Source organism: Desulfitibacter alkalitolerans DSM 16504 (genome assembly GCF_000620305.1).
GTDB lineage: Bacteria > Bacillota > DSM-16504 > Desulfitibacterales > Desulfitibacteraceae > Desulfitibacter > Desulfitibacter alkalitolerans.
Genome location: NZ_KK211105.1, coordinates 174964 through 189636 on the forward strand (window position 1 = coordinate 174964; position 14673 = coordinate 189636).

Sequence of the window (14673 nt, forward strand, 5' to 3'; positions counted from 1 at the left end):
GCTGGACATTGACCCTGCTCTATGTTATGATATAATTAAATTTTGTGAGCGGGAGAGATGATTATGTCAGGTAAATTGAGTTGGAAAGACGTCCTCATAAATCAGTTAATAAAGGGCGGTTTCAGCAAAGAGGAATCACACTCGGTCTATCTGGTTGAAATGGAAGCAAGAAAGTTTTTTGATTTCGATGGAATAGTGCCAAGCAGTCTGATACTGCAGAACATTGAGCAGGACAAGAAAGAAATACAGTACTTCTGGGAATCGGATTCTGTGGAAGCACTATGCCCATTTTGCGGAGCGCTGAGCACAAGGCCGAGCAGCGACTACTACACCAAGCTAATACAAGATATACCATACAACAACAAGGCTGTGTATCACGTCATACGCTTCAACAGATACTTCTGCGAGAATTCAGAGTGTAAATACGAGGAATTCATTGAGCGATTCAGTCATTTTTCCGAAGAGAAAGCAAGGAAAACGGTTCGTTTCAAAAAATACTGTATAGAACGTTCACTTGGATGTGGATGCAACCATGCGGAATACGAGCTAAGGATGGAAGGCGCTGTGATAAGTAATGATACACTTGGGAGGTATTTAAAATCCGAAGCCGCGGCAAAAATTGAAGACAACATAACGCGGGATGATGTGAAAGTGTTGGCTGTAGACGACATTAACCTGCGCAAGGGAGACAAAAAGTCGGGTTGTACCGTACTGCTGGACGAAGAGACGCATAAGGTTTTAATCATCATAAAAGGCACGACAAAAGAAATGACCAGGCGTGCATTGGAGATGTTCCCCTCAGCACAGTTTTTTAGCAGAGACAGGGCAACTGCATATTCTTCAGCAGGTGCTGAGTGTGGGAAGATACAAATCGCGGATCGGTTCCACCTAATCAAGAATGCACAGGAAGCGATCAAAAACGCGCTGATGGCATCTATTCCGGCGACAATATTCATACGTGACGGGGATGGTTGGGTACAGACAACACCGGAGGATTCCGTCAATTCCACGTCATATTTTTACGTTCCGGATGAGAGGGCTGAGGAATATATAAAGCTTGCGGGGCTGACACCTGCCAAGGCCAGAAAATACAGAAACACCTTAAAACTATTGGAACTGGCGGACAAAGGCCTGAAAACAGCCGACATAGCAAAGGAAATGGATGTGCCGTATAAGGACGTGCAGGCTCTCCGCAGGAGTGCCGCCAGCACACTTCGCTATGTTGAAGACAGGATCAAAAAAAATATTGATGCTCAGAACAATGCCATAGAAAACCGCGAAGAAAGACAAGGTAGTCATACACCAAAGACAGTGGGAGGTCCGAATGTGCGACCGGCAAGTGAAACCATAGTCGAACCGTATAGAGAAACGGTTATGGCCATGGTGAAGTCAGGCGGAAATCACAGAACGATATACCCGGTTATTCAGGAGATGGGCTATACCGGCAGCAGTAATGCCATTTATCAATATATTTTGAAACTGCGCAAGGAAGTTCCGGATCAACTCAATCGCAAACTGACCGAGATGCCTCCTGAAATGACACTGGAAAGCTATCCCAGAGACAAAATATATTCAGCGATTTTGAAAGAAGCATCAAATAGTCGACCAGGAAATGCAGAGAACAGCGAGCAGGACACAAAATCTGAAGCAACAAAGAAAACCCCTAAGGCTAACAACTCGCCTTTCAGCACAAAAGTGACCGAACTGATTTTGGGGCCTGAAAAGGAAATACCTGAGGAAAAGGAAAAACCTAAAAAAAAACCAACTCTTCCATAAAGCAATAGAGATGTACCCGATAATCCTGATTCTCATCCAATTCCTTAAAGACGTGTATAACGTATTCGACTCCCGTGATATCGGTGCGCTTGATATGCTGATTCATACATACAGTGAAAGCGATGTCGACGCTTTGGCGCAATATGTGAAGGGACTGTCCGATGATTATGAAGCTGTAAAAAACAGCTTAATTTATGGCGAGATAAGCAATGGCCCCATGGAAGGAGTCAACAGCAGGATCAAAGCAATCCACCGAAGAAGTTCGGGCAGAGCAGGCATTTTCTTGCTCAATGCGTACATGGTTTTGCCAGGCTAAAATACACAGAAATTGCAATATTACCCACGCTTATGAGCAAGAGCCCAATAGTGTGGGAAGATGTAGAAGGGAGGCTCACACTATGTCTGAGAAAACAAACAATGGCACTACACTTTTATTCGGACGGGAATTTACAACACTGGATCTCTGGATAGTGACAGAAACAGTACATAGGTTCCCCAATCTCAGTCAAACAGAGTTGGCAAACACTATCTGCGAGAATCTCCAATGGGTGGCACCAAATGGCCGCAACAAGGTTGAATCCTGCATTCAGCTCTTAGAGAAGCTGAATTTGGAGGGAAAGATAAAACTACCGGAAAAGCAGAAACCAGGGAATAAAACATCCCGGCGGGTTGTTCCCACAGCAAAAACGGATGCCCCTGTTGACATCATGTGCAGCCTGGCCGATGTAGGTGTCGAATTAAAGCCTGTCTTGAGCAAATCAGAGGTAAACCTTTGGAACCAATATGTTGAGCGCTATCACATCCTCGGCTACAGACAGCCTTTTGGCGCGCACCAGCGGTACTTCATACTTTCCCGTGATGAAAGATACCTGGGCTGCATCCTGTTTTCTGCCGCCGCTTGGGCACTAGAGGCTCGGGACAAGTGGATTGGATGGACACAAACCGACCGCAGCAAGAGATTGAACCTGGTTGTCAACAACACCCGTTTTCTCATCTTTCCGTGGGTCCATGTAAAGAATTTGGCCAGTAAATCGTTATCTTTAGCTGTAAGTCGTATCAGTTATGACTGGCAAAGCCGTTATGGTTACAGTCCGGTGTTGCTGGAAACCTTTGTCGACCCGGAGGAATACCGAGGCACTTGTTACAAGGCAGCGAACTGGATACTGTTAGGAGAGACAGCGGGTAGGGGCCGGATGGATAGGCGCAAACAATATCTGTCTACCCCCAAACATATCTACGTGTATCCCCTGCATCGTGATTTCCGGGCAATCCTGGGCGGAGAAAGCGGGGATGCGCAATGAATGAAGCGGGCTTTAAACGCCATGAGCGCAGAAGAAAACAGCGGGAGCTTAAGGAACAGCAAAAAAAACAGGGGAAAAAATATCCTCCTACCTATTCACTGCCAAACCGGAAGTGTACTCAGAAAACAACGGAGGAAGAGCACGAGGCAACCCAATCCGTCACAGAAGAAAAACTCAGAGTAATGTATCAATTGTTACCGGGATTGTTAAATAAGCTGGAAAAGATTCCTGACCCCCGGAACCCAAAGAAGATCAAACACCAAATGACGGTAATGATGCTCTACGGTATCCTGATGTTTATGTTTAACCTTACATCGCGGCGGCAAGCAAACGAAGAACTGACGGGACCACAGTTGCTGGAAAATCTGTGTGCCCTTTTTCCGGAACTGGTGGATATGCCGCACCAGGATACTCTGTGCCGCTTGTTGACAGAGATAGACGTGGAACAGATTGAAAGCCGATACATAGATTTAGTGAGGAACTTAATCCGCAAAAAGAAGTTTCAGCATCTTCTGTACAAAAAAAGATATCTTGTGGCAATCGACGGGACGCAGAAATACGTTATGAAGGAATCTTGGGATAAACGCTATCTTCGACGCAGAGTTCAGGGTAAGGACGGGGAATGTGAGTATTATGCCTATGTCTTAGAAGCTGTCCTGGTGTTTAGCAATGGCATGGTGTTGCCGTTGATGAGTGAGTTTCTGGAGAACAGTGTGGAGCTGGAAGTGGTTGAAAACTACGAAAAATGGAAGCAGGACTGTGAATTGAAGGCATTCCACCGCTTAATCAAGCGCTTGAAGTATGAATTTCCAAAGCTGCATCTTACACTGCTTCTGGACGGATTGTATGCCAATGGGCCGGTTATGGCAGCTTGCTACAAAAACAAATGGGATTTCATGATTGTACTGAAAGATAAATCGTTGCCCTCGGTATGGAAGGAAGCAGAAGGTCTGATGCGCCTGGATACCGAAGAGGAATACTGTCTGAAACGGGAGTGGCAGGGACGCTGCCAACAGTTCCGGTGGGCCAATGGGATCGAATATGAATATGGTGCTAACCAGTGCAAATCTCTGACAATTCATGTGGTAGTGTGTGAGGAAAGCTGGGAAGATTTCAAAACGGGATGTGTTGTAATAAAAACTGCTCGTCACGCCTGGATTTCCAGCACACCGATTGACCGGAAGAATGTTCATGAACGCTGTAATTTAACTGCCCGTAAACGCTGGCTGCAGGAAAACAACATCTTGAAGGAAAAGCACCAGGGCTACCGTTATGAGCACATCTTCTCCCACAACTGGAATGCGATGAAGGGATACCATTATCTAATGCATATCGCCCGAATGCTTAATGAAATGGCTCTTCACTCGGTTTCCCTGGCGGAGCATGTCAAAGACATCGGGACTCAATCATTCATAAAAAAACTCTACATAGCTATGGTCTACAAAAAGTTGGACACAGAGCGGCTTCACCGCTTGACTGAATCCCCCGGTCAATTACGACTGGTGCAAGAAGAAAACTGGAAAACAGGCCGATTTGCGGCATAACACACGTTTGGAACAGTATAATTAAGCTTACCACAGTACCCGTCTGCCCGTTTAGAGGCTTGTTGATGTTAAAGGTATAAAAAGTGTTTCAATGTAAAAGGGTTTAGTACCGTTGAATTGGAGTATCTGATAAAATTGTTATATCTTTCGGCTAGCGGGGTTTTTAAAACAATTTCATGCGTCAGCTCTGGGTCGGCTAATATCCACTTGACTTTCTCGCTTTGAGATTGTAGAATATAGTTTGTACTGTGTCGGGGCGTGGCTCAGCTTGGTAGAGCGCTACCTTGGGGTGGTAGAGGTCGTCGGTTCAAATCCGGTCGCTCCGACCATTTATATCAATATCTAAGCAACATTACTACTCTCAAAAAGGGTAGTGGTTGTATAAAGACACTTTTTAGAAAAGATTGACCACTTTACTATTTGGTTTAAATACCGAAAGGAAGTGGTTTTTTTGTTGTTAAAATTTGCAATTCAAGACTTTATTAAAGAGTTATACCAACAATGTCTATAGATCAATGTACAGTATCCCAGTTGGTATAAAGAATACTGGTTCTTTTTCATTTGGATAATTTCCAGAAGAAGTTTTTGGATGACAATATAACATATTGAAAATTTATTGCAACGGTATAGATATGATTTTTTAAAATAAGTTAAACCCAAACTGATATTCCCTGACAGAATCCGTCAGGGTAGCTTTTATAATAGAAGTATAGGTTAAAAAGCAGTTGGAACTCATCATGTAGAATAAACAAGTTTTTTGTCGATTGTTTGCATGTAAAAACAGGCAGGAAATGACCTGGAAAAATTGAAAGATTATGGTGGTGTTTTGAATAAATGACAAGCATTTTTCATAAGAAAAATCTTCTATGCCCGCCTTATTAATCCATCACATTTTTCAAAAACTGGGGCAAGATTTCAATGTATTAGAGATTTTGAACTAATAGAAAACCTGCAGGAAATCTCTTTAGTATTTCTGCAATTAAAAAGTTACTCCCAAAACTTATAGATGAGGTGTTATGAAAGAGTGAAAACAAACATCCAAACAAAGAATTCGTTTAACTGGACACATTTTTATATGGAATTTGCTAACAGGCTCCTGCTATATAAGGATAATCGTCCTGGACTTCTTGAGCTAATCAAGAAGGTATTTGATGATCTAGAAATACGCTATCCATTTATCGATAATGGAAATCCTATGGATGACATTTGTCCATTTACTGTATTTGGGTGCTTTAATAAGGGGATATCCAATGAAAACCGCATGGGGTTAATGGATGGTATCGGCAGGGAGCTGGGAGTTAAGGCTCCAATACCAACAGAATTTGATGGTATTCCTGTACTAAATAATATGAAGGCTTGGTTTTTTGGATATAAAGCAGACAGACAGCCAGATGACATCTCTAATCTTTGGGATGTTTTTGAGGCAGCAATTATCTTTGCAGACAAATCCTCAGAGGTTTCTAAAGCTGTCTTCATCACTTGTTATGATAAGGTTAGAAAACAACAGGGCATTAAATGGAATTTAACAATGGCATTATATTGGATACGTCCATTTTTTTACTTAAACCTTGATGAACGTAACAGAAGCTACCTAGCTGAGGCTGACAGTCCTTATATGGCGAATATAACTAAAGTTTCTAATTTAAAACAACTCCCTAGTGCTAAAACCTATTTGGAACTAATTGCTGTCTGTAAGGATATCTTTCAAAAGAATGATAGCCCACATCATAGCTTTCCCGAGTTATCACATGCTGCATGGCTGACCTCAACTTCAACAAATCAAAACAAAAAAAGATCCACCGCCAGCTTCCTCAAGTGGTTTGCCCCTATAATTAATGCGTTAAAAACTATAGGAGGCACTGCAACACCAGAACAGGTTCGCAGCCAAATTATAGATGACTTAAGCCTATCTGATGAAATTGTAAATGAAACACGTGGTAAAACCTCAACTAAAAAGTTTGACAACGAGATCGCCTTTGCAAGAAATTATCTAACTTATGAAGGGTATATTGATAAGTCTGTCAGAGGAGTCTGGAAGCTTACAAATAAGGGTTTCACAGACCCTATGAATGAGGAAATTGCAGGTGAGATATTCTTAAAATGGGTAGATATTCTCAAGGAGCGCCGTGAAAATTCAAACTCCTCGCCTGATGTACAGGATAAAAATGAAAAGCGATACTGGATTTATGCTCCTGGAAACAATTCCTCCAAATGGGATGAATTTTACTCACAAAAAATTATGGGCATCGGCTGGGATGAAATGGGTGATTTAAATCAATATCCAACCAAGGATGCTATGAAAACAAAAATGAAGGAGCTTTATGGAGAGGACTACTCCTATAAAAATTCTGCCCATGCAACGTGGCAATTTGCACATGAAATTAAACCAGGAGATGTTGTTTATGTAAAAAAGGGATTATATAAAATCATCGGGCGTGGGATAGTGGAATCCGATTACTATTATGATACAAACAGGGATGAGTTCAAACATCTTCATAACATTAATTGGACACATAACGGAGAGTGGGAACATCCTGGACAAGCTGTTTTAAAAGTCCTCACCGACATTTCTCCCTATACTGATTATGTACAAAAATTGGAAAACGCTTTTGTTAATGATGATACTGTAGACATTATTGAAGAAGAAAAAGAGGTTGTATATGAGCCTTACACAGAAGATGATTTTTTAAGTGAAGTGTTTATGAGTGAAGAAAGTTATAACACATTAGCTAACCTGCTGAAAGCCAAGAAAAATCTAATTTTACAAGGTGCTCCTGGTGTTGGAAAAACATTTGTTGCAAAAAGACTTGCCTATTCAATTATGGGAGTAAAAGATACCAGCCGAGTTATGATAATTCAGTTTCATCAAAGCTATAGTTATGAAGATTTTATTATGGGCTTTCGCCCTTCAAAAGATGGATTTGAATTAAAAGCTGGACCATTTTATCAGTTTTGCAAAACAGCACAGGATGATAACGAACAGGACTATTTCTTTATCATCGATGAGATTAACAGAGGAAATCTAAGTAAGATCTTTGGTGAACTGCTTATGCTTATTGAAAATGAAAAGCGTGGTGAAAAGCTTCGTCTACTGTATTCAAACGAGTTGTTTTCTGTCCCAAAAAATGTTCACATTATTGGTATGATGAATACTGCTGATAGAAGCCTTGCCATGATTGACTATGCCCTAAGAAGAAGATTTGCTTTCTTTGAAATTGAGCCTGCTTTTAATTCTGACGGGTTTAAGGCAATAATGTTAGAAGCAAATAACCAAAAATACAATGCTCTAATTGAACAAATCCAAGCTCTAAACGAATACATCAGCAAAGATGAGGCACTTGGCCATGGTTTTAGAATAGGACATAGCTATCTTTGTACTAATAAGGAGATTAATGATGGATGGCTAAACTCAGTTATACATTATGAGATTTTACCACTCCTTAACGAATACTGGTTTGATGAGAAATCTAAAATCGAACAATGGACAATTAGGCTGTGTGGTGCCTTAAATGATTAGGATAAAGAACGTCTATTATATGCTTGCTTACGCATTTCAGGTTTTAAGAGAGGAAGGCTATGCAAAAATTGCAGTAGAGGAATTTGCCAATGCATCTGACTTACTGGCAGCCATTCTTGCTAAGGGTATTGCAAACCAAATAAAAAGGGGCCTAGGGAAGGAGTACAACAGTAAAGTAGAAGCAATTAGCTCACCTATTGGTAAAATAAATGTTTCTAGTTCCATAAGGCAGCAAACCTTGCTTAAAAAGCAGCTAGTTTGTACATTTGATGAATTTACTGATAACACATATTTGAACAAAATCCTCAAAACAACTTCAATGCTATTAATCAGATCGTCTGAGGTTTCTTTGCTTCAAAAAAGGGCCCTAAAAAAAGCAATGGTGTATTTTGCCCATATTGATGAACTAGATCCCCTAAAGATTAGATGGCCAAGCATTAAATACCACCGCAACAATGCTACTTATGAAATGCTGGTAAATATATGTTATTTAGTTATAGAAGGCATGCTTCTTTCTGAAAATGAAGGCAAGCGAAAGCTGGCTCGGTATATTGATGATCAACGTATGCATAGGCTCTATGAAAAATTCGTATTTGAGTATTATCACAAACATTATCCACAGTTTAATGTTTCAGCTGCACATATTAATTGGGATGTGGATGATGGAATGATGGAGCTCCTCCCAACAATGAAATCGGATATCACTCTTCAATTTCAGGGCAAAACTCTCATTATTGACACGAAGTATTATTCGCGGACCATGCAAGCAAAAGCTTTTTCTAGCAAGCAAACTATACATTCGCAGAACATGTATCAGATTTTCACCTATATAAAAAATAAAGACACTACTAATTCTGGCAGTGTAAGTGGTATTCTTCTTTATGCAAAAACAGATGAGGAGATAGTACCAGATAATGATTATATGATAAGTGGCAACCGAATAAGTGTAAAAACCCTTGACCTGAATGAAGACTTTCCAGCAATTGAAAACCAACTTAGCAAATTGGTCACGGGTATTCTTATTTAATTATTAGTTTTGATGGTTATTTAAAAGCTTAATAACAATTTTACTCCAGAAATATAGTGGTAGATGGATATCATCACAAACTAAAACTATTTTATTACGGCTGGATAACATGTCTTTTAGTAGGATCCATACCATACATAAACTCAAAGCCATATAAAATCACAGGTTTAGCTGATGGAAGCCTAGATGATGAGCTTGTAGAACAGGCTATAAATAACAGCTTTGAAAACTTTAAGTTAACAGGGGAAAAGAAGCTAAGTAAGCTCTTTATTAAGCGTATTAACTAAGATGTAAAAATTTTGAAGGAAACGTGCTAAAATATAGGTAGATAGTAGACAGGAACTTTTCTTCACAACGTTTTGTAATGGCGGGGATTAAATGGTATAATATGGTTATAATCTTCAGGTCACTGGATATGATATAATTTGGTTAGGGGTGGAAAGTCTGAAAGAATTCTTTCATTACGTTTTGTGCCTTGAGCGAAGCGAAAGGAATGGAAATAATTATGAAGCAAAATTTGAATGAAGTCTGGGAGTTAATCGATCAATTGTCACTTGATGAAAAAAAGATAATCTATAAAAGAATGCAAACTGATATTAACACTAAGTTAAATAATATCTTGAATAAGACTAACGAACGCTGCGAAGAAGAACCAATTCCTTTTGAAGATATTACTAAAGAAGTTGAAGCAGTGAGAAGGAAAAGATATGAGCAAGATTAAAATATTAGTAGATACTAATATTTTTATTAGTGCCTATCTTGGGAGCAAAAAGGCCAAATTTCTTATAAAAGAGATACTTATGGACGAAGACAAAATGAAGTTCCACTCAATCATTACCTGAATTGTTTTTGGAAAAGGGAATTCCCTTTATTAAAGAAATTGTATCACAGGGCAGCAGCTATGGATACAGTAATACTCATCCAACTGTCCCAAGTTACATATGCGACAGACAGACTTCTATTAAAAGAATAATAGACAAAAATATGATATAATAGAGAAAATAATTGCAGGAGGTTATAATTAGAGCCTGGTATATGGCAGTTATTCCTATTAGGAAAAGCAAAAAAGTACTCATAACTAAAAAATTGCATACCATTCTGATGATGGTACTAATTCATGATGGTACTAGTCATTGTAATAACTATGGGTGTAATGATATAAGTTAGCTTATAATGGAAAAGATATTAATGGGTTCCTCATTATAGGATTAAGGGAAGGAAATTTCTATGAGCACAGCTGAATTAGAATTAAAAGATATAATTGAGAGAATAATCATTGCTGATACAGAACTTGAGGAAGTATTACAGAAAAATGAGAGAATAAAACTAACCATTTTAGGTTCTAGTGCTTTTATTATAAAGAAATACTTAAACAGGACAACAAGAGATATTGATGTATATATAACGGCAGATAAGCGAATAAAAGAAATATTAGATAATAATGCTATAAACGACAGATGTATGCCAATTATAAATATCTGTGAAGGGTTTGAAAAAAGAGTAAATAAGGTTAACTTGAACTTAAAGCATATAGAAGTATTTGTTTTAGGTGACTATGATCTATTGATTTCGAAAATAGGTACAGGTCGCCCAAAAGATTTAGATGACATAGTGCAATCAGGTTTGATTGAAAAAATAGATTTCAATAAACTAGAATCAATTATTAAAGAAGAGTTAGCTACTGCAGTTAATGAGCAAAGATTGTGGTCCGATGTTAATTATCTAAAATCCATAAAAAAGTAGGTGAATAAAATGAGCTTCTCAAAATATATGACTTCATATAAAAATCAATTAACGAATTTAAATTCATTAGAAGCAATAATTAAAGAAGCTCCAAAAAATCACAGATTGCAGAAACTATTGGTAGGGTATATGTTAAAAGATAGAAGAATACTAAATAGAGTTCTAGGACTATCAAAACATGATCCCTATGCAGAAAAATTAGTATGCCATGCAAAAATTGCTTTAATGGATTTATGCAATAGTGAGTCTGTTGAAAAAAGAAGATTAGCAAGTCAACTACTCAAAAATACACGTTTGAAAATACAAAATGTTCCAGAAGAAAATATAAAGTACTGGGAACGAGTTGGATATGCAAAGATATTTGAAACTTATTTAGCAGAACAAAAGAAAAATAACATGAGTCATCAAATGAAAGTCAGGGTTGACAAAAAACTTAAAGAAGTCAATTGGGATAAACTAATAACATCATAAAAAATTTCCAAGGATTTTTGTATAAGCAAAACCCTTGGAAATAGAAGCTTTTAGAGCTTTATAGTAGTTCTTAGAAAGCCCAAACTTATGTTTGGGGTGGTAGAGGTCGTCGGTTCAAATCCGGTCGCTCCGAACTATTTCAAATTCTTGAAATAGATTAGCAATCATCGGGTTATATAATAACCAAAAATTAACTAAATTTAAAAAGGAAAAACATTATTTTGGAGAAATTCTTTTTATAGGTTGCCTGGAGATGCAGAATAATGCTAAAGCAGAAATAAGAAATAAAATTAGCAAGGGCAGAAAAGCCCATGTTTTATGGAGTATAATCTTACCTCCAATGCTTTTGGGGTTCATAAATTGAGAGGAGATGGTCTAATGTTAAATAACTTGATTGGAAGCTATGAAATTACTAATAAACTAGGAGAAGGCACATATGGCTTGGTGTTTGATGGATTTCATAGGGTTTTAGGAAGGCGCACGGCATTAAAAATACTGAAGCATACGGGTAATGAAGAAGAAATGGAAAGAAGGATAGACCTATTTATTCGTGAAGCAAGAATTGTAGCCCAATTAAAACACCATAACATCGTAGAGATTTATGACGTTTTTTTTAGTGAAATAGGTCCATGTATTGCTATGGAGTATATTCATGGAGAAAATCTTAGAACTTGTATGAACTTGTTTGAAACCTCAAATAGTCAAAATATTGAGATTTTTGGTCAAATCCTTGAGGGATTAGAGGTCTTACATAATAATGGAATAATACATAGAGACTTAAAACCAGAAACCTTCTAATCAAATTTGAAAACAACCAGGTTAAAATCACTGACTTTGGTATCGCAGTTGGTACACAAAGTGATTTACTTATGACTAAAGCCAACAGTGTGGCGGGCACGTTAGTCTATATGTCTCCAGAGCAGCTTAACGGAAATATTGACTTTAGATCTGACCTATGGGCTATTGGAGTTATTTTGTACGAGATGCTTACAGGAAAGTTACCATTCAATGGACATAGTGAATTTGAGGTAATAGATGGAATAAGAGCAGGAACTTATCATGGATTAGATAGAGATATTTATCCCAAGTGGGCCTGTGATATTGTTAAAGGTCTATTGGTGGTTAACCCTAATGACCGAATACAATCATGCGGTGAGATTTTAAATGTTTACCAATTAAAAAAAGTACTGGTCACTCTATTGCTAAAGACCTAAATCCTGAGGTATTGCTAAACACTGTCCTAAAAGTATTACCTGATAAAAATATTTCAGTAAATAGAGAAGAAGTCATCAGGTGGGCAGCACAAGATATTGGAATAACAAGAGTAGGGAAAAAAATCAGACATGAGTTCCTTAAGGCGATTCGAAGAGGTGTCAAAAGAAGTCTTATAGTTGAGGATAAAGAGAGTAATTTGGCCCGTTTATAATTCATTAATATATATTATTCCTACCATGATGTTTTTAATGGTGATGAGGAAAGTTTTATCAAAAACTGATGAAGCATATAGATCTAAACTTAACAACAAAAAATCATCTCGAACTGATATTCCCTGACAGATTCGGTCAGGGTATTTTTTATAATAGGGGTATGGGTAGAAACAACATGAAATTTTAAATGTAGAATAATTGGGGAATTTGTCGGTTATTTGCATATGAACGCAGGCAGGAAATGACATGTAAAGATTGAAAGATTTTAGTATGTTTATTTCTGATAAGGTTATTACCAATAACTATAAAAAGTTTTTTTAGGAGTAACTTATGGAAAGATTATTTACCATTTTAAATCACCTGAAAAACAACAGCGGTTTAACAGCAACAAAACTAGCTCAATTATGCTCCACTACTGAGCGTACCATCTATAGAGATGTTAAAAAGCTTGACGATCTAGGCTTTCAGGTAATATCCATGGGTAAAAAAGGCTATTATCTTGTGGATGCCCCTCAGACTAATTATCCTGCAAAACTAACCCAAGAAGAATACCTGGCACTTCACCTATTTCATTCAATGGCCTGCCAGAATAAAGATGAAAAATCCATTCTATCTAACTGCTATAACTCAGCCATGAAAAAAGTAATGGCATCCCTAAAAGTTTCTAATAACCAAACCGACCTGACAAAATCTCTTAACGAAAGAATACGTATATATGATAATCAGCTAAATAAGGAACAGCTGGACTTTACCAAGGTCTTAGTTGAAGCTTTTTTAAATAATATAAGTGTATGTTGCAGCTATGACTCAGCAGCAAGTAAAACTGTGATAGAGCGGACCATTGACCCATATTATCTCATAACCAGGGCAGGAAATTATTATCTCATAGCATACTGCCACCACCATAAAGAAATTAGGACCTATCGACTAAGCAGATTTAAAAAGATAGGCCTTACTGCACAAAACTTCAGCCTACCAAAGGATTTTGACATTGAAGACTACCTATCTAACATGTGGCAGATCTTTGATGAAAATGAAAACATAACTTTCAAGGTTAGATTTGCAAAGACAATAACTAGGTACGTAAAAGAGGAATTATATTATTCTGACCCAATACTAACTGAACTTCCTGGAGGAGGGTTATTAATGGAGGTAACAGTTAAAAGCGGCAGTGAGTTTTTACGCTGGCTTTTGAAATACGGCAGCCAGGCTGAAATTTTATATCCCAAAAAGTATCGGGATCAGATGAAACAGGAGATAGAAGCAATGCTTGAATTGTATTCAGGGAGTGATGCTGGTGACGATAAATAAAACCAGGGGAGTTTTGTATAGCTTTGTTAGGATGCTTGGAGATGTTTCGGCCATCTCAAGCGGCAACCCTAAAAAGATAGCTAAACGCATAGGAAGAAGAACTGCAGGCAAGGCAACTGGTAGGGCGCTTAGGAGAATATTCAAATAAAGTACAGTTATGTCATATTTTTATCTAATCTAGAAAAATTCAGTATATATAATATACAGGACTTATGCAGTTGATGGAAAATAACACCAAAGCATAATCCAAAAATATTTTCAAAATGCAACCAGATAATCCCAAAAACACTTGACAATTGCAAAATGTCCCCATAATCGAAATGGATGGTATTATTTACCATACCCTAACGATATGGGTGATGCAAATGAAAAAATTGTGTAAACCAACTTTCAAAGAGAAGGATCACGGTCAAGGTGCCGGGATTCCAGTACTTAAGACCATCTGGGATTTGTTTGATCTTTCTTTGCTCTTTTCTCAAACAGGAATCCGTAAGCACTCCGGGGTTCCAACATGGCTTTTGGCTTTTGCCTACATCTGTGGTCTGGTAAGTAATGC

The 14673-nt window shown here is 38.1% G+C and carries 14 protein-coding genes, 1 tRNA gene and 1 pseudogene; all 16 read left to right on the forward strand.

The features are described from left to right. Positions 1-63 precede the first annotated feature (63 nt). Positions 64-1776, forward strand: a complete 1713-nt coding sequence (locus tag K364_RS0120500) for a transposase (protein ID WP_028309559.1) — start codon at positions 64-66, stop codon at positions 1774-1776. A 4-nt stretch (positions 1777-1780) separates the two neighbouring features. After that, positions 1781-2092, forward strand: a complete 312-nt coding sequence (locus K364_RS26465) for a transposase (protein WP_242841763.1) — start codon at positions 1781-1783, stop codon at positions 2090-2092. Positions 2093-2174: 82 nt separating this feature from the next. Next, positions 2175-3077 carry a DUF4338 domain-containing protein gene (locus tag K364_RS0120510; protein ID WP_028309560.1) on the forward strand — a complete coding sequence of 301 codons (903 nt, stop codon included), beginning with the start codon at positions 2175-2177 and terminating at the stop codon, positions 3075-3077. Beyond that, positions 3074-4621, forward strand: coding sequence for a transposase family protein (locus K364_RS25065; RefSeq protein ID WP_051534277.1), 1548 nt, complete (start codon positions 3074-3076; stop codon positions 4619-4621). Before K364_RS0120510 ends, K364_RS25065 begins: the two co-directional genes overlap by 4 nt. Before the next feature lie 252 nt (positions 4622-4873). Next, positions 4874-4950 (forward strand) — tRNA-Pro (locus tag K364_RS0120520). Positions 4951-5645: 695 nt separating this feature from the next. Beyond that, complete coding sequence (locus K364_RS0120525) at positions 5646-8138, forward strand: AAA family ATPase (protein WP_028309561.1); 2493 nt, start codon at positions 5646-5648, stop codon at positions 8136-8138. Continuing rightward, complete coding sequence (gene mcrC, locus K364_RS0120530) at positions 8131-9165, forward strand: 5-methylcytosine-specific restriction endonuclease system specificity protein McrC (RefSeq protein ID WP_028309562.1); 1035 nt, start codon at positions 8131-8133, stop codon at positions 9163-9165. Before K364_RS0120525 ends, mcrC begins: the two co-directional genes overlap by 8 nt. Positions 9166-9221: 56 nt before the next feature. After that, positions 9222-9452, forward strand: a complete 231-nt coding sequence (locus tag K364_RS27115) for a hypothetical protein (protein WP_028309563.1) — start codon at positions 9222-9224, stop codon at positions 9450-9452. Between the two features lie 206 nt (positions 9453-9658). Continuing rightward, the gene (locus K364_RS0120540; RefSeq protein ID WP_207640892.1) at positions 9659-9886 is read left to right on the forward strand and encodes a hypothetical protein; all 228 of its coding nucleotides are present in this window, start codon (positions 9659-9661) and stop codon (positions 9884-9886) included. Further along, the gene (locus K364_RS27680) at positions 9873-10007 is read left to right on the forward strand and encodes a hypothetical protein (protein WP_277995627.1); all 135 of its coding nucleotides are present in this window, start codon (positions 9873-9875) and stop codon (positions 10005-10007) included. Before K364_RS0120540 ends, K364_RS27680 begins: the two co-directional genes overlap by 14 nt. Positions 10008-10392: 385 nt before the next feature. After that, entirely contained in the window at positions 10393-10908 is a 516-nt protein-coding gene (locus K364_RS0120550; protein ID WP_028309565.1) for a DUF6036 family nucleotidyltransferase, read from the forward strand. Between the two features lie 9 nt (positions 10909-10917). After that, positions 10918-11379 carry a hypothetical protein gene (locus tag K364_RS0120555; RefSeq protein ID WP_028309566.1) on the forward strand — a complete coding sequence of 154 codons (462 nt, stop codon included), beginning with the start codon at positions 10918-10920 and terminating at the stop codon, positions 11377-11379. A 378-nt stretch (positions 11380-11757) separates the two neighbouring features. Continuing rightward, positions 11758-12593 (forward strand): annotated as a pseudogene (locus tag K364_RS27425) (serine/threonine-protein kinase). A 543-nt stretch (positions 12594-13136) separates the two neighbouring features. Beyond that, positions 13137-14117: a helix-turn-helix transcriptional regulator gene (locus tag K364_RS0120575; protein ID WP_028309569.1), complete on the forward strand. Its 981-nt coding sequence runs from the start codon at positions 13137-13139 to the stop codon at positions 14115-14117. Next, entirely contained in the window at positions 14104-14265 is a 162-nt protein-coding gene (locus K364_RS26995; protein WP_035270485.1) for a hypothetical protein, read from the forward strand. Before K364_RS0120575 ends, K364_RS26995 begins: the two co-directional genes overlap by 14 nt. 217 nt (positions 14266-14482) lie before the next feature. Beyond that, positions 14483-14673 (forward strand): hypothetical protein (locus K364_RS27000; protein WP_169734775.1); only part of this gene is annotated, 191 nt, incomplete at its 3' end.